Annotated in this window: 19 protein-coding genes and 2 pseudogenes; 4 read left to right on the top strand and 17 right to left on the bottom strand. The window is 32.6% G+C overall.

Translation table 11 applies throughout. The annotated features are described in order from the left end of the window. Position 1: 1 nt before the first annotated feature. Positions 2–1,711 (top strand): annotated as a pseudogene (locus tag BN8061_RS11540) (cytochrome c biogenesis protein); the annotation flags it as partial. A 24-nt stretch (positions 1,712–1,735) separates the two neighbouring features. Here BN8061_RS11540 and BN8061_RS11545 read toward each other — a convergent pair. Beyond that, positions 1,736–2,101 (bottom strand): potassium channel family protein, encoded by a 366-nt coding sequence (locus tag BN8061_RS11545; protein WP_068599423.1) that lies wholly within the window; start codon positions 2,099–2,101, stop codon positions 1,736–1,738. A gap of 127 nt (positions 2,102–2,228) precedes the next feature. Between BN8061_RS11545 and BN8061_RS11550 the strand changes: the two genes are divergently transcribed. Beyond that, complete coding sequence (locus tag BN8061_RS11550; RefSeq protein ID WP_068599425.1) at positions 2,229–3,446, top strand: ISL3 family transposase; 1,218 nt, start codon at positions 2,229–2,231, stop codon at positions 3,444–3,446. Here BN8061_RS11550 and BN8061_RS11555 read toward each other — a convergent pair. The 7 genes and pseudogenes from BN8061_RS11555 to BN8061_RS11590 form a co-directional block, all read right to left on the bottom strand. Next, positions 3,421–3,630: a type II toxin-antitoxin system RelE/ParE family toxin gene (locus BN8061_RS11555; protein ID WP_094745968.1), complete on the bottom strand. Its 210-nt coding sequence runs from the start codon at positions 3,628–3,630 to the stop codon at positions 3,421–3,423. The genes BN8061_RS11550 and BN8061_RS11555 overlap by 26 nt on opposite strands. Then, positions 3,630–3,875 (bottom strand): type II toxin-antitoxin system ParD family antitoxin, encoded by a 246-nt coding sequence (locus BN8061_RS11560; RefSeq protein ID WP_068599426.1) that lies wholly within the window; start codon positions 3,873–3,875, stop codon positions 3,630–3,632. The genes BN8061_RS11555 and BN8061_RS11560 overlap by 1 nt, the downstream gene beginning before the upstream one ends. A gap of 224 nt (positions 3,876–4,099) precedes the next feature. Next, positions 4,100–5,266, bottom strand: a pseudogene (gene tet(X) / locus BN8061_RS11565) (tetracycline-inactivating monooxygenase Tet(X)). A gap of 213 nt (positions 5,267–5,479) precedes the next feature. Continuing rightward, positions 5,480–6,217 (bottom strand): GLPGLI family protein, encoded by a 738-nt coding sequence (locus BN8061_RS11575; protein WP_068599428.1) that lies wholly within the window; start codon positions 6,215–6,217, stop codon positions 5,480–5,482. A 12-nt stretch (positions 6,218–6,229) separates the two neighbouring features. Continuing rightward, positions 6,230–6,943 (bottom strand): GLPGLI family protein, encoded by a 714-nt coding sequence (locus tag BN8061_RS11580; RefSeq protein ID WP_068599430.1) that lies wholly within the window; start codon positions 6,941–6,943, stop codon positions 6,230–6,232. 56 nt (positions 6,944–6,999) lie between these two features. Then, complete coding sequence (locus tag BN8061_RS11585; protein WP_068599433.1) at positions 7,000–7,260, bottom strand: hypothetical protein; 261 nt, start codon at positions 7,258–7,260, stop codon at positions 7,000–7,002. Positions 7,261–7,546: 286 nt separating this feature from the next. Next, positions 7,547–8,173: a hypothetical protein gene (locus BN8061_RS11590; protein WP_068595102.1), complete on the bottom strand. Its 627-nt coding sequence runs from the start codon at positions 8,171–8,173 to the stop codon at positions 7,547–7,549. A 375-nt stretch (positions 8,174–8,548) separates the two neighbouring features. Here BN8061_RS11590 and ere(D) point away from each other — a divergent pair, with 375 nt between their 5' ends. Beyond that, a complete protein-coding gene (ere(D), locus tag BN8061_RS11595) occupies positions 8,549–9,775 on the top strand; it encodes an EreD family erythromycin esterase (protein WP_017686219.1) in 1,227 nt (408 codons plus the stop codon). 283 nt (positions 9,776–10,058) lie between these two features. Here the strand turns inward: ere(D) and bla are convergent, their stop codons facing one another. From bla to BN8061_RS11645, 8 genes are all read right to left on the bottom strand, one after another. Next, the gene (gene bla, locus BN8061_RS11600) at positions 10,059–10,820 is read right to left on the bottom strand and encodes a subclass B1 metallo-beta-lactamase (protein WP_094745969.1); all 762 of its coding nucleotides are present in this window, start codon (positions 10,818–10,820) and stop codon (positions 10,059–10,061) included. A gap of 213 nt (positions 10,821–11,033) precedes the next feature. Beyond that, the gene (locus BN8061_RS11605; protein ID WP_068599435.1) at positions 11,034–11,735 is read right to left on the bottom strand and encodes a DUF6994 family protein; all 702 of its coding nucleotides are present in this window, start codon (positions 11,733–11,735) and stop codon (positions 11,034–11,036) included. A 257-nt stretch (positions 11,736–11,992) separates the two neighbouring features. Then, on the bottom strand, positions 11,993–13,297 hold the full coding sequence (locus BN8061_RS11615) for a S41 family peptidase (protein ID WP_068599439.1): 1,305 nt from the start codon (positions 13,295–13,297) through the stop codon (positions 11,993–11,995). Positions 13,298–13,528: 231 nt separating this feature from the next. Further along, positions 13,529–14,323 carry a cation efflux transmembrane domain-containing protein gene (locus tag BN8061_RS11620; RefSeq protein ID WP_045972337.1) on the bottom strand — a complete coding sequence of 265 codons (795 nt, stop codon included), beginning with the start codon at positions 14,321–14,323 and terminating at the stop codon, positions 13,529–13,531. 4 nt (positions 14,324–14,327) lie between these two features. Further along, positions 14,328–16,499, bottom strand: a complete 2,172-nt coding sequence (locus tag BN8061_RS11625; protein ID WP_068599441.1) for a TonB-dependent receptor — start codon at positions 16,497–16,499, stop codon at positions 14,328–14,330. An 86-nt stretch (positions 16,500–16,585) separates the two neighbouring features. Continuing rightward, the gene (locus tag BN8061_RS11630) at positions 16,586–16,888 is read right to left on the bottom strand and encodes a hypothetical protein (protein ID WP_013597267.1); all 303 of its coding nucleotides are present in this window, start codon (positions 16,886–16,888) and stop codon (positions 16,586–16,588) included. Between the two features lie 276 nt (positions 16,889–17,164). Then, positions 17,165–17,791 carry a hypothetical protein gene (locus BN8061_RS11640; RefSeq protein WP_068595102.1) on the bottom strand — a complete coding sequence of 209 codons (627 nt, stop codon included), beginning with the start codon at positions 17,789–17,791 and terminating at the stop codon, positions 17,165–17,167. 379 nt (positions 17,792–18,170) lie between these two features. Next, complete coding sequence (locus BN8061_RS11645; RefSeq protein WP_068599446.1) at positions 18,171–19,640, bottom strand: ATP-dependent nuclease; 1,470 nt, start codon at positions 19,638–19,640, stop codon at positions 18,171–18,173. Positions 19,641–19,748: 108 nt separating this feature from the next. Here BN8061_RS11645 and BN8061_RS12080 point away from each other — a divergent pair, with 108 nt between their 5' ends. Continuing rightward, positions 19,749–20,198: an ASCH domain-containing protein gene (locus BN8061_RS12080; protein ID WP_068599448.1), complete on the top strand. Its 450-nt coding sequence runs from the start codon at positions 19,749–19,751 to the stop codon at positions 20,196–20,198. A gap of 145 nt (positions 20,199–20,343) precedes the next feature. Here BN8061_RS12080 and BN8061_RS11655 read toward each other — a convergent pair whose 3' ends face one another. Continuing rightward, positions 20,344–20,712 carry a hypothetical protein gene (locus BN8061_RS11655; RefSeq protein WP_154662323.1) on the bottom strand — a complete coding sequence of 123 codons (369 nt, stop codon included), beginning with the start codon at positions 20,710–20,712 and terminating at the stop codon, positions 20,344–20,346. Positions 20,713–20,749: the final 37 nt, after the last annotated feature.

Here is a 20,749-nt window from a genome sequence, read left to right on the forward strand (position 1 = left end):
GCTTAGTGTTTTCTTGATTTTGTTTACTTCACTAACATTTGCTCAAGAACAACACCAACATCAGCCAAATAAAGAAGAAACACTTAAATTGCTGAAGAAAAGTATAGTTTCTGAAGAACATGCTGCCGAATTTGGAAAAATTGTAATTCAAGATGGCGGAAGAATGAAGCCTATCAATACGTTTTCATCTGAATTGCTTCGAAAAGTATCTAAAAGTGATACCTATGAAGGCATGAATTCCGATCAGGCGTTTATTTCCATGACACAATATCCTCAATATTGGTATGGTTTACCAATTATTTACTTGAAAAGAGGAAATGATAGCATTCGTAAAATTATTGGTATTGAAAAAGAGGCTAAATATGCACCATTAGTTTCGTTTTTTGATGAAACAGGTGCTTATAAATTGGCTAGTTATTTAGAAGATGCTTCGAAAGAACCGGTTCCAAATCAATTCCAAAAGGATTTTATTGATGCAGACAAAAAGGTAAACTTATTATATTCGGCTTTAAGCGGACAAATCTTGAAAGTATTTCCTATTCCAGGTGATAAATCTAACAAATGGGTTTCTTATTTAGAAATTGGCGAACCAACAGGAACTGCTTTAGATTCAATTAAAAACATCATGCCGTTTTATTTGGATGCGATTCAAAAATCCTCACAAAACAATGATTATAAAATGCCGAACAGCTTGTTAACAGGCTTAAAGAAATACCAACATAAATTTGGTGGCTCGGTAATGTTGGAAGACAGTAAAATCAATTCGGAAATTCAATACAACAAATATGATATTTTCAAACGATTATATTATATGTACATGTTTGCTGGAATTTTAATGCTAGCCTTCTGTATTGTTCAAATCTTCAAAAACACCAAAAACATTCGAAGAATAATAAATGTGTTCCACGGATTAATCGCCTTGTTTTTTGCTTTCCATTTAGCAGGATTAATTGTCAGATGGTACATTTCAGGTCACGCACCTTGGAGTGATGCTTATGAAAGTATGATTTACGTGGCTTGGGCAACAATGTTTTTTGGTTTGGCTTTCGGTAAAGATTCTAAATTAACAGTTGCTTCAACTGCTTTTGTAACGTCGATGATTTTAATGATTGCACACTGGAACTGGATGGATCCTTCAATTGGAAACTTACAACCGGTTTTAAACTCCTATTGGTTAATGATTCACGTAGCAGTTATTGTAGGGAGTTACGGTCCGTTTACTTTGGCCATGGTTCTAGGTTTAATTGCATTATTCTTGATGATTTTTACAAACGAAAAGAACAAAGCAAAAATGAAAATGAGTATTGATGAAATTACATACATCAATGAATTAGCTTTAACTGTCGGACTAGTAATGCTTACCATTGGAAACTTCTTAGGTGGACAATGGGCAAATGAAAGTTGGGGGCGTTACTGGGGTTGGGATCCAAAAGAAACTTGGGCTCTAATTAGTATTATGATTTATGCCTTTGTAATTCATGCTCGTTTTGTACCTGCTTTACGCGGACGATGGATTTATAATGTAATGAGTGTTTTAGCTTTTGCATCTATTATTATGACCTATTTTGGCGTAAACTTCCACTTAAGTGGTTTACATAGTTATGCTTCCGGAGAACAGCAGAACGTAACATATTACTTTATTATCTTAGTAATTGTATTGATAATCGCAGCAATTGCATATTTCCCATACCGGAAACATTTTAAGAAATAGATTGAATATAAAAAAGGGAAAATATTAATTTTCCCTTTTTTTATGATTTGAATTTTCAGCTTTGCGCGAAGTTAAAAAATGTTTTTTCTCGTTGTATTTCATTTTAGCATAATGTTGTTGAATAGTGTTAATAAAACTTAAAATCACGCCAATTCCAACAATAATATAAAGTATAGTGAAAATTTTTCCTTCGTCAGTTTGCGGTGTAAAATCCCCATAACCAATCGTTGTTAAGGTAACCATTGAGAAATAAAGTGAATCCACATAGCCCCAGCCTTCTAAATAATGATAACTTACCGTTCCAATTAGCAAAATTATTGCAGTCGTGATTAGCAAATCGCGGTATTGTTCGTCTTGTAGAAATAATAAAATAGTTTTTAGAAAAAACATAGGTCAACTGGTTTCTTTAAATTATAAATATTAGGCAACATTTATAGTTTGTTTATGATAGTAAAGGTAATTAAATTTGGTTCTATATTGTTTATAATGGGTAAATATAAAAATATTATTTTTGTTTATGCAAAATTCAGTAGAAATATTTTCCATAGCATTAGGTTTAGTAGAGCCTTGGTATGTTAAAGAAGTTGTTTTTGACAAAGAACGCCTTCAATTAGATGTTTATTTAGGCTTTAAGAAAGGTCATTTGTTTTTAGCAGATGATACACAATATTATACTGCTTATGATACAGTTGAAAGACGATGGGAACATCTTAACTTTTTTCAGCATAAATGTTATCTACATGCTAAAGTTCCAAGAGTAATGCAGTCTGATGGGAAAATTAAAACCCAAGAAGTTCCATGGGCAAGAAAAGGAAGCGGTTTTACTCTATTGTTTGAAGCTTTTTCAATGTTGTTAATAGAAAACGAAATGCCTGTGAATAAAGTTGCTAAACTCCTACAAGTTTATCCTGCTAGAATTTGGAATGTCTTTGATTATTGGATTTCTATTGCTCATAAAGAAGATGTTATTGATTCTTTAACCAAAATAGGTTTTGATGAAACTTCGGTTAAAAAAGGACATAACTATATTACTCACATGGTTGATTTAGAGCAAAAACGAGTACTGTTTGCTTGTGAGGGAAAAGGAGCAGATTGTATTGAAAAGAGTGTTGATTATCTAAAAGAAAAAGAAGTAGAAATTGCAGAGATTAAGCAGGTTTGTATAGATATGTCACCAGCATTTATATCAGGTTGCAATACAAATTTACCAGAAGCGGAAATTACTTTTGATAAATTCCATGTAGTCAAAGAAGTAAACAAAGCAATGGACGAATTACGAAGATTAGAACGCAAAGGAAACGATTTATTAAAAGGGCATAAATACACCTTTCTTAAATCAAAATTAACCCCTGAAATCAAATCAGAAAAAGACTTTTTAATGGAATTATATCCTAAATTAGGTCAAGGCTACCAGTTACTCGAAATGTTTAAAGATTTTTGGGATATAAAACAAAAAGCAGAAGCAGAAACCTATTTAGCTTTTTGGTGTGATTATGCAGATGATTCTGGAATTTATCCATTCCAAAAAGCATCAAAAACAATAAAAGCACATTGGTCAGGAATTATAAACTACATCGAAAGTAGAATAAATAATGGTGTAATTGAGGGTATAAACTCAAAAATTCAGCTCGCTAAAAAAAGAGCTAGGGGTTACAGAAACACAATCAACTTTATCAACATGATTTACTTTACTTGCAGTAAACTAAAATTTAATTACCCACTGTATTCAACATAGAGTCGTTTTTTCTAATGTTTCCAAAGTCACGAGCAATTTCAAAATTGACAACTATATATTCAATTTCGTCAAAAATTAAATTATAGTATCGGTCAGCTTGTTCAATCGACCAATTTTCTGCTGTGTAAATCCAGATTTTATTAATGTCATCTAATGCTTTTTCGCTAATTATATATTTCGACATTATTTTCCGAAGTTTGCTTTAAGTTGTTCAAAATTTTTGTTACGATCAAAATTTTTAATCTTTGCACTTTTTTCTCCTATTTTAAGTTCGTTGATTAAAGATTTTGTTTTGTTTTCTTCATGTTCAAAAATTCTCAAAGCAGTTCTAACAACTTCACTTACAGAGTTGTATTTACCAGAAGCTATTTGCTCGTTAATGAAGTTTTCAAAATTGTCGCCTAATAAAATTGAAGTATTTCGTGCCATAATCTTTTTTTATCAAAGAAGCCAATTATTGGTATTTTATACAACATTTTTTTGCTTTTTTTTGGATAGAGTTTCGCACAACGTTTGGCAAATTGGCGATGGAGCCGACTTTTAGCACAAATGTTGAATAGAATTACTAATCTTTAACATTGCACAAAAGTTCAATAGAAGTACTTCACCGGCTCTATTGCCAATTTGTTTGTTATGTGCCGTTTTATTCCATTTTATACATTTAACAATTGCTGAAACGTAAAGTCGGGTTTAAACATTTCAATTTCGTTTTGAGTTGATTCTTCTTATGCTTCTTTGCCATAGATAAACATTTGCTGTTCATAATTTTCAATAGCCTCTTCAATGCTGTTAAATTTCCCATTGGTCAGATTATCCGACAATATCAAGGCATCCATCAACCCACTGTTTACGCCTTGTCCTGCAAAAGGAGGCATCAAATGAGCAGCATCTCCAATCATCGTTATGGGTAATGGACGCTTACTTTTCCAAGACTTATCTAAGGGAAATATTCGTGTCGCTAACCCTACAAAAGATGATGTCAAACGAATCAGTTCTTTGTAGCGTTCGTCCCAATCGGAAAATTTTTTCAGGAGAAAATCAACGACACTATTTCTGTCTTGAAAATCTACCCGCGTTTTGCTTTTCCATTCATCAGGTGTTTTAAAACTTATTCCAAAATGCAATGCACCATTATTATTAGGATTCGCAAATAATAAATTACCTTGATGAGCAGCCATTAGCCGGTTTCCATTGCAAAGCTGAAAAAATCCAGGACAGTTCACCTCCGGTTGATGAATATCGGCTTGTATATTGAAAGTACCTGTTTCTTCAACTTCCGTGTCGGTAACAAATTTTCTTACTTTAGACATTCCACCATTGGCAATAATAACCAAATCTGCTGTTTCACTCGGTTTATTCTCAAAAGTTAGTGTCCACTTCTTCTTACCAGGTTCAAGCATAACAAGTTTTCTATCCCAAATAACCGTGTCGTTTTCTAAACTATTCAACAAGATAGCCCTTAAGTCATTTCTGTTTATTTCAGGATTGTCAAATCGATTTTCGGGCTTTACATTTTTTGTGGATAAAATATTGCCTTTTTCATCAGCAATATTTACACCCATTGGTAAGGCTAAGTCATAATAAGTTTGTAACAATCCCGCTTTTTTCATTGCTTCCTGACCTGAACCTTTGTGTAGGTCAAGGGTTCCACCAAAAATTCTTGCCTCTCGGTCGTTGTCTCTTTCGTAAACTGAAACGTCTATGCCGTTTTGCTGTAATAATTTTGCCATAGTCAGTCCAACGGGTCCACCACCAATTATTGCAACGTTCTTATCACTAAGTAAATTCATTTGTTTGTCTGTATCTATTCGCATTGTCATTCAAAAATGGCACATAACGGGTCGGGTGTTTGCGAAGTGCGGGTGTAAATATTCCCAAAATTATGGTATAGTCCCGAACCAAGTAAAACACTTTCCTTTTTGCTAAAATAATGAAATTGTAAAAAGAAGGTGTTTTGCGTATAATGTTTCGTGGTGTTTGGTTCTGGCACATTAGCCCGCATTTTGCAAACACCATGTTATGTGTCGTTTTATTTAATCTTTATCTACCCCTAAACCGTACAATTCATTTTCTTTTTTAATATGTTCGTCTAAAATTCGATTATAATATTCTCTTGATACTACTATATTATTTTTTATTCTAGGTCTAATAGAGTAATCTATATCTTCATAATTTATACTTTCCATTATAATTTGAGTCTTTTCACCACTTTTTTGATGTGTAATTTCTACAATTAATATTAAACCGGGTAAGCCCCAGAAATTTTTTGGACCCGTTTTGATTTCTATACTATTTGTGTACCATGCATTTATTTCGTAACCATTAATGATTGAAGTTGCTAACTTAATTTCGAAATCTTTATATTTTTTACTTTTTTCCGTTAGATTCCAATCATAATTTGGTAATTGCTCTTTAATAAAAAATCTTTTTGGATATGTTTCTTCAGTTATAGAAATCGAATCAACAAAATTTTTGTAAATAAAGTTTTCTGAATTAGAAAAAGTAATATCAAGGTTGCTGGAAGGTAAAGAATTATTTAATTTAGGTTCATTTTTATAAATAGATTCTTGAGAATTAGTTTTTAAAAGAAAATAGGTTTTTTTATCCATTGCATTTTTCAAAGCAGTATACTGCTCTTTAGTATATTTAGCTGAATCTTTAATATTCCAAAATACACTTTGTGAATATATAATATTAATCACATTCTTTTGTTGTGAATATATAATATTGGTTAGTAATATTAAAAAGGTTATTAAAAATGCTCTTATCATTATGGTCTTTTATTAAAATACAATTCCTTCATCGTGAAGTTCAGGATCTATTTTTTCAATTTTTGAAAGTTTCAAGACATTTTTGCCATCATCTTCACAATTGCATTTTTCCTCACTTATATAATTTTTAATATCAATTAAATATATCTTCTCAAATTCTGTCCAATTGTGAAAATTATTTTGTTTTACAAAATTATTCAACTTATCTAAATTAAATTTTTTCTCATCTAATTTAATATTTGTAGCTTCAAAAAGATACATTCCATCATCACTTTGAATTTTTAAAATTATGCCATCTAGCCCATTAAATTTCCAAGGGCCAATTTTATAGACATTATTTTTAGTGTAATATGCTATATAGTTTCTTCCTCTAAAATTCGTTGTTGCTGTAAGGCATTCTTGTCCCAAAATGATCATTTTTTTAGAGTTATCTTTTTTCCATATCATTTTAGGATTATCTACAACTTCTAATTGTTTAGAAATTGTCTTTTCTGTTAAATAATATAAGTTATTGTATTTAAAAATAGATTTTGAAAAATCCTCATCATCAATTGTATCTCCTTTTGCATTAACAATCATTCTCCATTCACTATCGCCATTTTCATTTAATATTAATTCATATTTAAGTATTGAATTTACATTTTTAAAATTATATTCAATAACTTGAGAATAAGTATTTTTAATTGAGAAAATAAAGATTATAAATAATATTGTAAATTTTTTCATAATAGAAATTAAATTATTAAAAGATTGCCCAAAATGGGCAAACTTAAATTAAAATATTAACAAGCAGCAAATGATGCTGCTCTTAACTTGGCAGCAGCACAATCATAAGCTTCTTCCCAAGTTGTTCTGCAACAAGTAACTGAAATTGTGTCTCCGTCACAATCAGTTGCAGTTTGAGTTGAACACTCAGTTAACATTCCAATCGTTTTTGATAAGTTGATTTCAACTAACTTATCATTTCCATTGACAACCTCACTTGAAGCAAAAGCAAAAGTTCCAAAAAGGAATAAGGAAATTGAAAATACTAAATTTTTCATAAAAAATTGATTAAAGTTATTACCTACTCTCTTATTTTATAGCGTTTTTTCGGTTTACTCCGATAAGCCTTTAACAAATTTAATAAAAAAAATGACACATAACGGGAAAGGGCTTGGCGAAGGCGGGGATAAGAAAGCCGGAAATTCCAACTAAACCCGAACCGAGCAAAAACCATTTTCGTTTTTTCAAAATTACAAAAAATAAAAAAACTAAATGGTTTTTTGCGGCGAAAAGTGCTGAAATCTTCAAAATGATAACTTCAACCCCGCTTTTGCCAAACCCATGTTATCTGCCGTTTTTCTTATATTCACATTGTTGAACATTGCAATTTTCAATTTTTTCTTTTAGTTCATCATAGTTTACGCAATTTGTTAATCTGGAAAGAGAATTTAAAGTAATTGAACTTTGGCTTCTTTGATAATTATCAATAACACAAGTTGGAAGAACATAAAATTCCCATTGTTCCATTTTCATTGGGTCAATTGTTTCTTGGTCTTTGTTATGTAATAGGCAGAAAACGTAAACATCTGCGTGTCTTTTTGGTTCTCCTCGTGACATTCCATTGTCGGCATCCCAAAATTGAGCAGTTCTAATTGAAAATGAAATTTTTGAATATTGTTTTTGAGCCCAACTTTGAATGTATGCAGCAGATTTAACTTCAATTTTTATTCCTGTTTCTGAAGTTACATCATAAGCATCCCATTCATCACGTAAATTTTTAGGGTTCATTCCAACAGCAGTTCCAACAATAAATTCTGCAAATCTTCCACGAGTTGCATTACTCAAAATGTCAGAAACACTCCATTGCCAAAATTCAAGTAAAGAATATCCTACACTTTTTTCATTAAAAGTCAAATGTTCGTTTCCAATTTTTGGTGTCGCTTTTATCGTTTTAAGTTCAATTTCATTCATTTATGCGGGATTTTTTATAAAATGGCAGATAACGGGAAACGCATTGGCGAAGTGGCGGATAAATTGGACGAAAAGTTCAATTTAGCAGTAACGTAGCCGATGTGTTTTCACAGAAGCTAAATTATTAAAAAAAATCTGAATGTGGAACACATTCGGCGGAATAAAATGTAGAAAGTTTTAAGTTAGCACTTAACCCGCCATTTTGCCAATGCGATGTTATGTGAAGGAATTTTTAGTATCTTTGTATTCAAATAATTCACATTTTATGTATTTCAGCAAGCCTTGGTAATTAAAAATTAAAGTAAATGATTAAATCGTCTTTTTTGAGATGATTACTTTTTAGTACGTTAATTTTTAATTTAAAATAAGGTAATAATGAAAAATATAAAACCTTTAACTTTTCCGTTTAATTCGGAAAATAATACATCTATAAAGCAAAGTCTTTTTCAATTTCGAGAATATTTTGATTCTTCTACAATTGTTGGTTTAGGCGAAAACTCACATTTTATAAAAGAGTTTTTTAAATTCAGACATCAAGTTATTGAGTTTTTAGTAACTGAATGTGATTTTGACACCTTGGCATTTGAGTTTGGTTTTTCTGAAGGATTAGAAGTTGATAAGTGGATAAAATCACAAATTCCATTCGACGATTTGGATAAGTTACTGTCACACTTTTATTATCCAAATGAGTTTAAAGATACTTTGCTATGGCTTCGTCGGTATAATCAAGACAATAATAATCAAATTACCTTTTTGGGTGTTGATATTCCTAAAAATGGAGGTTCTTATTTTCCAAACTTTCACATTGTGTCTGATTATTTACAAAGACTTTCAATCGTTTCTTCTGATGTCTTACAGAAGATTTTAAATCTTGCTGAAAAATTTGATTTCTATTCGACTTCTCAGCTTGCGTTAAATTTATCGCTTTTTGACGAAGCAGAACATAATGAATTAAAAGCATTGCTATTAAAAGTTTACATTCGTTTGGTCACTCTTCAACCAAAACTGGAAAGTTTAGAGTTTCAATCGATACTTCATCAAGTTAAAGGCTTGATTTATATGAATTATAATGCTGATGCTATGGAAAGCTTCATTACTGAAAAGGGAATTGAGGGAGATATGGGAGCAAAAGACCAGTATATGGCAGAAAGTATTGATTGGTTTTTGAAAAATTCACTTGGTAAAAAGATTATTTTAGTTGCCCACAATGCTCACATTCAAAAAACTCCGGTCGATTTTGACGGATTTATTAGTTGTTATCCAATGGGGCAAAGACTTTCGATGACTTTTGGAGAAAAATACAAAGCATTTGCAATAACTAATCTACGTGGAGAAACTGCCGCATTGTATCCTGATAATGATTATCAATTTGGTTTTAGGGTTGATAAATTTCCACTTGATTCTCCAGAGTCGGATTCTGTTGAATTTTTTATGCAGGAATTATCAGGAAAAGAATGCTGTTTAATAATCAATAAAAGTAAGGAATTAAAAAATTGTAGTAAGATTCGTTTTGATTCTATACATCTAAAAACTGAAATAGTAGATTCTTTTGATGGGATTTTCCTAATAGAAAAATCAACTGTTTCAGAAATAGTGGATTGAGAATAATGTAAATTTGATTTCGAAACGGTACTTTCTTTTTTGGAGGTGCCGTTTTATTCTTTCACATAACGGTTTGGGTATTGCCGAAGGCGGGGAATTTATGGCTGAAAGCTTAAATTCTGCACGAAGGCAAGCCAAAACGAATTTTTATGAGATAAATTTAAGAATAAAAAACGAATAAAATTCGTTTTTGGCGGAGATAGAAGCACTAACCTTGAATTTAGCACTTCACCCCCGCTTTTGGCAATACCTTGTTAGCTGTAGTTCTTTTTTCAATTTTTATTTAAAGAGTTTTGAAAAGGTTATTTGTATAGTCAAGAAGTTCACGGTTTCCAAATTTTCCGTGTCCTGGAATTATCAGTTGTACAGAAGAATATTCTTTTTTTACTTTTTCTATAGTTTTTGACCATTCTGCAACATTAGCATCTTCCAAATTTCCTTTTCCTGCACCAAGTTCTTTTATCAAACATCCTCCAAACATTATATTTTCTGAAGGAAAATAGCCAACAACATTATCTCTTGTATGACCTTCACCAAAGAATTTTGCTTCTACCTTTTTGTTACCAACATTTAATATCAGTGAATCTTTGAATCCATTTTGCGGAACATTAAATCCTTTTTCTTTTGTAAACTCGATGGTTTTAAAATTAGCATAGGAAGGGATTTTCATTTTATGAAATTCTTTCAGTCCTCCAACACAATCGAGGTGAAAATGAGTGGCAACTATAGCTACTATCTTATTGTTCAATTTATTATTTACCCAAGATAGTAATTCGACTGAACTGGTGGAATCTGCAGGTGTGTCAAAAATAATCACTTCATTTTTATCCTGAACTAACATTCCGTTGCAATCGACTTTTCCGAAATCTTCGATAAGAAAGTAGGAAGTGTGTTGATAAGTATGTTCAGAAAGTTGAGTGATTATTAAATCATCTGTTTGATAAACTATTTTAGGTTCAAAGTTTTGGGCTTTCTTAGTTTGTGAGCAAGAAAAGAAGGTTACAAGAATAAAAATTGAAAAAATTACGTTTAGGATTGATTTCATTTTGAAGAGTTTTTTTAGAATTACAGCTAACGGAAAAAGTATTGGCGAAGTGCGGGCTAAATGGAACGAAAAGTTCAATTTAGCGAGAACGTAGCCGATGTGTTTCCACGGAAGCTAAATTATTAAAAAAAGCTGAATGTGGAACACATTCGGCGGCTAAATATGTAACAACTTTCAACTTAGCCGTTACCCCGCCATTTTGCCAATGCGATGTTACCTGCTGTGCGTTTTTAAAATTCTGTTGTTTCTTTTTTCAATTAAGTCAATTGTATTGGTTTTATACTGCTTGTATTCTTCGATAGATTCTGGTAATGGTGAGCGAACAAAATTGTCAAAAGGCAATGAAAATTTCACTTGATAAGTTTCATCAACAAAATCTTGTAACATAAAGAAGTTTACATAATTTTCAAAGTCTTTAAATAAATGGAAAAAGTCATCATATCTTGAAATTGCATCATAAAGTGGACTTTTTTCCTCAATATAAAATCGTCGAATGCATTCCAAAGTTAAATCAAATCTATCGCAAATTTTTCTATTTACACCTCTCGCTTGATTTATTGTAAATCCGCCTTTTTTGTGAGCAGGAAAAACAATATGTCCTCCTATTGTTCTTGCTTTATGTTTAAATTCTTCTTTTTCCGTTTCACTTAGCCAACTATCAAATTTTCCGTTATATTTTCCAACATAATGAGGACACATTCTGTCACTTGATAAATTGTCACAAAGATTATTTTTTAAAACAATTCTTCCATATTTACCTCCAATTGTCAATGTTTCTAAGTTAAGAACTCTTGTACAAGGTAAATTTTTACTCCATAACATTTTGTGATTTTCATACAATTTTGGACTGTCTGTATCAGGGTCTCCACAAATACTATCATTTCGAAAATCAAAATTTATATCTATTTCAGTCATAAGGTTAAAAAGATTTCTGCTTTTCCCGATTTTTGGGGGCGCATTGCAGGTAACGGGCCGCGTATTGGCGATAGTGGCGGATTTTTTGCACAAAAGTTCAATAGAATTACTGCCGTTGAACCTTGCACAAATGTTTCATAGAAGCACTTCAGCCGCCATATTGCCAAACCGATGTTACCAGCAGTTATTTTATTCGGGTTTAATTTCAACAGTTGCTTCATTTCTCTCAATTCCTTTTTTAGGGTCTTTTAATAAAACTAATTTTTTNCAGGAAAGTTAGGAATTCCTAATTTCCGCCATTCACCATAAGATACATATCCTCCAGTATTTTCTCCAAATGTTTTTACCTTGGCACTTTGTTTTGCCGTCAATATAAAACCTTCTGTTGAACTTGCATCTTTTCTATTCTGAAGGATATAAACTTTTTTCGGATAAGAATAAATCAAATCTATTTTTGAAGTAGTTTTTACAAAAGGTTCAAATCCTCCGATATGTTTTCTTAATTCCTCAATTTCTCTATCTGCATTTAAACTATCTTGTTTCGTATTTATACCATACATATATCTTTCATTATAATAGTCCTGAAAATTATCATTACTAACCCATATCGAAGATGCTGCAATTGGGTTCTGATAAGACTTTTTATCCATTATAAAAGGAAGTAAAGGATAATAACTTAAATCACTTCCACCTCCGTTGTTTCTAACGTCAATAATCAAATTTTCTTTAGAAACTAGTTTTTGTCTATTCATTTTGATGATAGAATCTATCAAAGATTTGTTTTCGTAATCAAAAGTGTTTATTCTGATATAGTTTGTTGCTCTGCTTAATTCTTTAAAATAAGTAGAGTCAGAAGGTGTAAAGTCATCTACTTTTTTAATGTCCTTATCATTTCGATAAAAGGTTAGACTTCTACCTAATTTTAATGTATCACCATTAAGTTCAACTTTATAGGAAGACGGTTTTTGCCCGAAACTCCAAAAAATCGCAAACAACTCTCCTTTATAATTTTTATAAAATTCAATTTTTAAATCTCCTTTATATCCTAAAAATTGATTATTGTTATTAAAATTTTCGGTTAAAACTCCAATATACTCTCTTCCTTTATGTTTGTTTTTTTGTATCTGAACAGAGAATAAACCATTTTTATAATGCCAATTTCCTAGTATTTTTTTTGAATTATTTTTTTTCAGTTTATGATTTTCAACATTTTCTTGTAGGAATTTTTTTACAGATGTTGTATCATTAAAAGATTTAAAAGGGTAATATTCGTTTGTAACATATAGTTCTTGATGAGAATCTCTTAAAAATGATAGATAATATTGTACAATTCCTAAACATTCTTTTTCTGTCGTTATTTCTGTAGCTATTTTTAGTGTCTGAGTTTTATGTTTATTATACTCGTTTTGTCTCTTATATTCAATTACTTGATGAGCATAAGAAGCTGAATTTTTTTCAATTTGATTTGTTATATAATCAAGTACTTTTAGACAATCACATTTTTTTTGTGCAATTAAATAAGTAGAAAAAAAAGTAATTGCTATAGTTAAAATTATTCTCATAGTTTTTTGTAAAATATCGCCTAACGTTTCGAGGCTTTGCGAAGGAGCGGATTAGAAAGATTAAACTTTCAATTTAGCACAAACGCAAGCAAAACCATTTTTTCTATTTGCTAAATTACAAAAAAGAGCAAATAAAAAATGGTTTTTGCGGATAGAAAGCACAGATGTTGAATTTTGCACTTAACCCGCTCTTTTGCAAAACCGATGTTACCTGCTGGCGTTCTTTCGGTTTCATTTCGCCAATTTCAATATTCTATACGCTCCTCTTGCCACAACTACAAATACAATAGCTCCGATAATCAAATCGGGATAACTCGAGTTTAACCAATTGACCAAAATTCCCGCAACGATAACTCCCGAATTGATTATAACATCGTTTGACGTGAAAATCATCGAAGCCTGCATATGTGCTTCTTTGCTTTTGTTCTTTTGCAACAGGTAAAGACAAAGTACGTTTGCTATCAATGCCAAAACAGAAACAATAATCATTGTTTTGAAATCGGGCATCGCTTCTATTCCGATAAAACGTCTGATAACTTCAACAAAACCGATAACGGCTAACAGGATTTGAAAGTAACCTGCAAATTTGGCGATATTGTTTTTTCTTGCAATCGTACCCCCAACAGCAAACAAAGCCAATGCGTAAACGATGCTATCGGCAAGCATATCCAAGCTATCCGCTACCAATCCCATTGAGTTGGAAAAAATACCGAACAACATTTCCAATCCAAAGAAAACGAAATTGATAATCAATACCGTCCATAGTAGTTTCCGTTGGCTATTGCTTGTATCTGTTTCAACAACTGCGTTAGTTTCTTCGGTTGAAATCAGCGTTGTATTTAGGTTCAAGGTTTCCAAAGCCGAAAAAATCGGCTCTGGGTTTCCACTATGGTAAACATTTAGTTTTCTATTGGGAATATCAAATTCCAATGACTTTACCGTATCAAAGTTTTGCAGTTTCATACGGATTAATTGCTCCTCACTTGGGCAATCCATTTTTGTTATATTAAATATGGTTTTATTCATCTTCTTAAAGTCTAAATTTTATTCCCCCGTTAATTACAAATCCGTCCAATGGTGCATAGATGTCTTTAAAAACAGGGTTGGTTATTGTGCCTGTATAAATGTTGTCAAAACGGGTCTGCCTTGTATCAAGGAAATTTTCAAAGTTGATGTACAAAGAAAATCTTTCCCAAATTTTTTCAGCCATAAAGCCACACATCACATAGTCTTTACCTGTTGTTCCGTCATTGAGCTTTTGCGGACTAAAATAATAGGCTTCCAAACCGATTTTCCATTTATCCTCTATTTCATACATCAGTACAGAGTTAATGCGGTGTTTTGGTGTTAATGGATTTTCGGTATTTATTCCGTTTTCAATCAATCGGGTATCGGTAAAAGTGTAGCCCAAAAACAATTTAAAATCATCATAACCGATTTTGATATTTGTTTCTGTTCCTTTGGTATGAATGTAGCCCGATGAATTGATGAACTGATAAGTATTTGCAGTTATATTTTGAAGCAACAAAGGGTTATCCAAATAGGTGTAAAAGAATAAATGATTTATGCTGAATGTCCAATCATCGCCTATATTAGTACGGTAGTTGATGTCTGCATTTGCTCCGTAGCTCCTTTCTAATTTATTGGTTTTATCGTTAATAGGCATTACGTTTTGATATTGTATGCGTTCGCTTTCTTCGGTAAAAATGGTTGGTGTTTTGTAGCCAAATCCGCCCCCGACACGTGAAGTCAATCCATTTGCAATCTTAAACAATGCCGATACTCTTGGCAAAAAAACAGCTCCATAATCAATCACATAATCCGTCCTTAAACCTGCTTCCAATTGAAGCCAATCGGTAGCCTTAAAAGAATTTTGAACGAAAGCCCCGAATGTGGTATGAGTATAATCCCTCAACGGAAATGCAGTAATCTGTTTTTCTTTAAAATTATCAGTCCAAATATTAACGCCTGTTACCCATTCCGATTTTTCTTTGCTGTGCGTATAGCTTGCTTCCGTAAAAGTAGCGGTCTGCGTTCCCTCAAATTCGTAATTCGGAATAGCCGTATTGCGGTTAAAATAACTTACGCTGTTTTTGAATTGTACAAAACTGTTTTCGTTTACAGTATGGTCAAAAACAAATTGAGTGGAATAACGCTGTGTTTTGTTTTCTTCAAAATATTGATGGGTGTTATCTCCTTTGCCTTTGATGTAGAGCATATCGCCACCCAAACGGTTTTCAATGGTGGTATTGATACCAAAGTTCATTTTTGTTTTATCATTGAAGTAAACAAATAATTTAGGGTTCAGTACATACCTTTCAAATTGGGGAATGGCAGAAAGCCCGATTTGTGCAGGGTCGTAAGCTCCGTTGCGATTGTGCGAAGCAAATATTGTCGTTCCGATTTTCTTAAACTTCTGTCCGTAAAAACCGTTGATGTCTAAACCTCTGCCCGATGTTCCGTTTAAATGAAAGCGTAAATCCCTTTCTTCCGTTGGTGTCTTGGAAATCAGATTGACCAGACCTGCTATTGCTCCACCACCATACAGCGTAGATGTTGAACCCTTAATAACCTCAACCTGCTTTAAGTCAAGCGGTGGAATTTGCAACAAACCCAATCCGCTCGAAGCACCCGAATAAATAGGAAAACCGTCTTTTAAAATTTGCGTATATCGTCCGTCAAGCCCCTGAATACGAATACTTGCATTGGCACTTGTGGGCGATGTGGTTTGTACGTGGATGCCTGTGCTTTCTGCCAAAAGCATACGAATATCCCCTGCTTTCATATTGCCTTTTTCGTCTAACTCCTCACTTCCTATAAACTCAATACGTGTGGGGATATTTTGGATAGTTCTTGTACTTCTTGTTGATGAAATAACGATTTCTTCCAAATCTTCCGATTGTTCATAAAGTAGGATTTCAATCGGAGCTGTATCTTCTAACGGAAAATTAAAGCTGTCGGTACGTTGGGCAAAACCGATATAACTAAATTGAATTTCTTGCAAACCGTTTGCAATACCTGTTAATATAATCTGTCCGTTTTCATCGGAAATTGTGGCGATTGTAGTGCCTGTTACCTGTGCGGTTACGCCCATTAAAGGCTCTTTTTTTTCGCTGTCTTTAATTACAGCTTTGAACGTATTTTGTGCATATACACAAAGGTTGAGTGTCATAAAAAATGACACAAAGAGTATTTTTTTCATTGAAAAATAATGCTTAATATTTAATAAATAAGTAATAACGGTGGAAAGCACCGTAACAAATCAGTTTGGGCGGAAAGCACCATATATTAAGCCAATTGTGGAGGATGCCAAATAGAATAAGGAAAGTCTGAAATAGGCGGTGTTGGCATTGTGCCTAATTTTCTTTGGGGTTCTTTTACTGAATGTTTAATCGAAAAATGAAAGTTGGTTAAAACAAATCCCGTACAGGTGTTGCAGTTAAAAAAAGGCGAACAGCAACTGCAATCTTCGTCTTGTTCGTTTTGTCCTTGCTCGGTGGTATGTTCCTGCATACATTTATCCTCAATAAAAGACGGTACGGCTGATAACAGCAATACATAAACGGCTAATATTAAAGATATAAATTTCATTTTACAAAGTTAGGTAAAAATTGTTTCGTTATTTTTTGATTTTCCCGAAATGTCGTTTTTTAGCACGAACGTTGTTTTACGCTTGCAGGTAACGGGAAAGGGCTTGGCGAAGGCGGGGATAAGAAAGCCGGAAATTCCAACTAAACCCGAACCGAGCAAAAACCATTTTCGTTTTTTCAAAATTACAAAAAATAAAAAAACTAAATGGTTTTTTGCGGCGAAAAGTGCTGAAATCTTCAAAATGATAACTTCAACCCCGCTTTTGCCAAACCCATGTTATCTGCCGTTTTTCTTATATTCACATTGTTGAACATTGCAATTTTCAATTTTTTCTTTTAGTTCATCATAGTTTACGCAATTTGTTAATCTGGAAAGAGAATTTAAAGTAATTGAACTTTGGCTTCTTTGATAATTATCAATAACACAAGTTGGAAGAACATAAAATTCCCATTGTTCCATTTTCATTGGGTCAATTGTTTCTTGGTCTTTGTTATGTAATAGGCAGAAAACGTAAACATCTGCGTGTCTTTTTGGTTCTCCTCGTGACATTCCATTGTCGGCATCCCAAAATTGAGCAGTTCTAATTGAAAATGAAATTTTTGAATATTGTTTTTGAGCCCAACTTTGAATGTATGCAGCAGATTTAACTTCAATTTTTATTCCTGTTTCTGAAGTTACATCATAAGCATCCCATTCATCACGTAAATTTTTAGGGTTCATTCCAACAGCAGTTCCAACAATAAATTCTGCAAATCTTCCACGAGTTGCATTACTCAAAATGTCAGAAACACTCCATTGCCAAAATTCAAGTAAAGAATATCCTACACTTTTTTCATTAAAAGTCAAATGTTCGTTTCCAATTTTTGGTGTCGCTTTTATCGTTTTAAGTTCAATTTCATTCATTTATGCGGGATTTTTTATAAAATGGCAGATAACGTTTTGGCGCTTGGCGCAGTGGCGGATTTCGGAGCACTAAACTGTCAATACACCACAAAAGTTGATGCGAGGTAGAATGTTCAATTAACCACTTCACCCGCCATTGAGCCAAACGCTTGTTATGTGGCGTTATTTAGTTTCTTGTTCATTTTTTCTGCGAGTTTATAAAATTCCGAGAAGTAGCTCTCATCGTATTTTAAGTCTTTTTTGAACTCTTCAAGATACAGTGCTTTCAGATTATCTTTTGCTGATTTTCTCTCAGTTTGATTTTCTGATTGTAAGCCAAAAACAAGTTCGGGATTATCATTATTTACTTTGGTTTTTATAAAGTCTGGTAAAAGACCTTCTACACATCTGTCACTGGCTTGTCTAATCCAATTACAAAGTAATCGCTATCTTTAATGTACCCTGCTTTTTCAAAATTTTGTTTGACATTTGAGATTGCATCCAAATCAAGGGTGACAACAAGTTTATTAAATCGCTCCTTTATAAATTTTAGCAAAACTGGGTTATTTAAAAATCCAAATCCGCCATATGGGTAAAGTTCGCCTGAAAATTTAAGACGTTTTTCTCCGTGTTTCTTATCTCTTAATAGATTAAAATATTCAATATCAATTGAACCTTCGAGTAGCATAATATTATTTTCTTGGCTAAAAAATGCTTCTTTAAGAGTTTCGAACTCAGGACCAACCATACCTAGGGCCAATTCAAAAGGTTCTCGCCAATTAGTGCCTTCTATTTCTTCAATTTTTGATTCTCTAATTTTATTGCGTTGAATATTTCTTTTTACAAGAATATTTGATTTTGGATTGTGATGACTTAGCAAATAAGGACTGTGAGTTGTGGCAATAACTTGTATTTCCAACTCTTTACTTAAATCTTGTAAAATCCTACCGAATTCTGACTGGGCAGATGGATGTAGGAATGATTCAGGTTCTTCAATTATCACAATTGGTGTAATCTTGTTTGATTCATCATCTTGGTCAATCAAATTTTTAGCATTGAAAATACTGCTTAATATTAAAGTTCTATTTTTTGTGCCGCTTCCCCATTCATCAAGCGGTAGTTCAAAGTTTTTTTCACCTAACGATATTTCATATGGTATCCTTTCGTAATCCATATCGAAACCACTAAATGTTAAACCTACTTCATATTTTTCTTGCAATCTACCAATTAACTCCTGTAGTTCAGATTTATGTTTTTGAATTGCTTTTGATAATTCTTTGTTGATTTGGTTTACTTTACCTTCAATAGACTCTTTGGCTTTTGTGCTTAAATTTTCAAGTTGTCCGTGATTTGTTCTTCTAAACGGACTTTGAGGTTGAGTTGAATTGTGAAAAACGATTACTTGAGCGAAATGAATTCTACGCAAAATCTCACCAACCTTATATTTGTCTGATACAGATTTATTTTCTACAGTTATCTCTGTACTCGAATCTTTAGGATTAGTATTTAAGATTATTTTGATTATTAGCTGTGTATCTTTTATTTCAAATTCTTCTTTATCGTCTTTAGAGTCTTTAAGAAATACTTGCAAAAATTTAATTAGTCCAATATCCGCTTTACAGTCTAATTGAATTCTTACAGTTAGTTCAATGCTTTCTTTTGATGCTTTTGGTTTCCATACGGGAAAATCCGTGTGATAATTTAGCCTATGTCGGTTACTCACTGGCCCCAAAACATTTAAAATTGCTCTAATTATATTAGACTTGCCTGAATTGTTTTTGCCACAAATTGCAGTGTAAAAGTCTTCAAACTCAATTATGCAATCTTCAAATGACCTGAAATTCTTTAAATGTATATCTTTTATTTTCACTAGTATCGTTTTTTATAATGCCACATAACGATAAAAGGCTTGGCGATGCTGGGGCAACTTAGCACACAAGCTCAATAAATAACCTAAAGTTTAATTAATTACAGAAAAATGAATACAAGTACTTCAACCCCAGTTTTCGCCAAACCTGTGTTACCCGCAGTTCTTAAATTAACGGTAAAAAAGGAATGGTTTGATTTGATAAAATCAGGTGAAAAAACAGAAGAATATCGGGAAACTAAAGATTATTGGTCTTATAGATTAATCAAAGAATTAAAGTTTTCTGGTTTAAAAGATTGGGTAAAAATCAAAGAATTAAAAGGGAAGAATTTCATTCCTTATTTTGGAGGAATGCCTAAAAAAGTAATAGAAAATAGTATTCGATTTTCTGAATATAAATATGTCGAATTCAAAAATGGATACTCAAAAGATGCTCAAACAATCATAACCGAATGTAAAGGAATAACAATTGGGAAACCTACGAAGCAAGGCTCACAACTTTTCAAAGAGGATGTTTTCATTATTTCTCTTGGAGCGGTTGTTTGGTCGAATTGCGGGTAACGTTTTCGGGCTTTGCGTTCGGGCGGGTATCGGAGCACAAAACTGTCAACCTGCACTGAACTTGAATAGAAGCACAAAGCTCCAAGTTTGCACGTCACCCCGCCTGACGCAAAACCCGTGTTATAGCCAGTGCTTCTTCTTTCTCTCATTTTGTTATACTATTAATTGTCTGTCTCAACACGTCTAATTGTTCTTTATAGTTATTCTTGTCAAAAGTCAATTGTCCGAATTTTGAATAGTCCCAAAAGTTATGACTATCAACAGTTCTGTGTGGTTGTTCAAAGTCAGCCCAAATGATTTTGTCACCCAATTCGTATGCCTTTACTTTCATTGGCCAGCAACCATCACATCCACATTCACATTCAAGCACTGAAACTTTGTCGTTATCGTCAATGTCATATTCGTCTGGGTTGGTCAGGTGTTTAAGCAAAGTCTCAGGAGTAAGTCCATCATAGCCGCCAGCGATATTTTCTGAACCTTCTTTTTTTGCGAAAGGCAGTTCATAAACTTTCAATANAGACTTCAAATTCGAAATTGCAACGCATCGGGGT

The organism is Vaginella massiliensis, from assembly GCF_900089075.1.
In the GTDB taxonomy this organism is placed as follows: domain Bacteria; phylum Bacteroidota; class Bacteroidia; order Flavobacteriales; family Weeksellaceae; genus Weeksella; species Weeksella massiliensis_A.

Coding starts and splice junctions, on each gene's coding strand:
- BN8061_RS11590 (WP_068595102.1), bottom strand. CDS start 8,173: ATGAATGAAATTGAACTTAAAACGATAAAAGCGACACCAAAAATTGGA.
- BN8061_RS11630 (WP_013597267.1), bottom strand. CDS start 16,888: ATGAAATTTATATCTTTAATATTAGCCGTTTATGTATTGCTGTTATCA.
- BN8061_RS11605 (WP_068599435.1), bottom strand. CDS start 11,735: ATGACTGAAATAGATATAAATTTTGATTTTCGAAATGATAGTATTTGT.
- BN8061_RS11585 (WP_068599433.1), bottom strand. CDS start 7,260: ATGAAAAATTTAGTATTTTCAATTTCCTTATTCCTTTTTGGAACTTTT.
- bla (WP_094745969.1), bottom strand. CDS start 10,820: ATGAAATCAATCCTAAACGTAATTTTTTCAATTTTTATTCTTGTAACC.
- BN8061_RS11620 (WP_045972337.1), bottom strand. CDS start 14,323: ATGAATAAAACCATATTTAATATAACAAAAATGGATTGCCCAAGTGAG.
- BN8061_RS12080 (WP_068599448.1), top strand. CDS start 19,749: ATGAATACAAGTACTTCAACCCCAGTTTTCGCCAAACCTGTGTTACCC.
- BN8061_RS11575 (WP_068599428.1), bottom strand. CDS start 6,217: ATGATAAGAGCATTTTTAATAACCTTTTTAATATTACTAACCAATATT.
- BN8061_RS11625 (WP_068599441.1), bottom strand. CDS start 16,499: ATGAAAAAAATACTCTTTGTGTCATTTTTTATGACACTCAACCTTTGT.
- BN8061_RS11545 (WP_068599423.1), bottom strand. CDS start 2,101: ATGTTTTTTCTAAAAACTATTTTATTATTTCTACAAGACGAACAATAC.
- BN8061_RS11580 (WP_068599430.1), bottom strand. CDS start 6,943: ATGAAAAAATTTACAATATTATTTATAATCTTTATTTTCTCAATTAAA.
- BN8061_RS11640 (WP_068595102.1), bottom strand. CDS start 17,791: ATGAATGAAATTGAACTTAAAACGATAAAAGCGACACCAAAAATTGGA.
- BN8061_RS11560 (WP_068599426.1), bottom strand. CDS start 3,875: ATGGCACGAAATACTTCAATTTTATTAGGCGACAATTTTGAAAACTTC.
- BN8061_RS11555 (WP_094745968.1), bottom strand. CDS start 3,630: ATGTCGAAATATATAATTAGCGAAAAAGCATTAGATGACATTAATAAA.
- BN8061_RS11550 (WP_068599425.1), top strand. CDS start 2,229: ATGCAAAATTCAGTAGAAATATTTTCCATAGCATTAGGTTTAGTAGAG.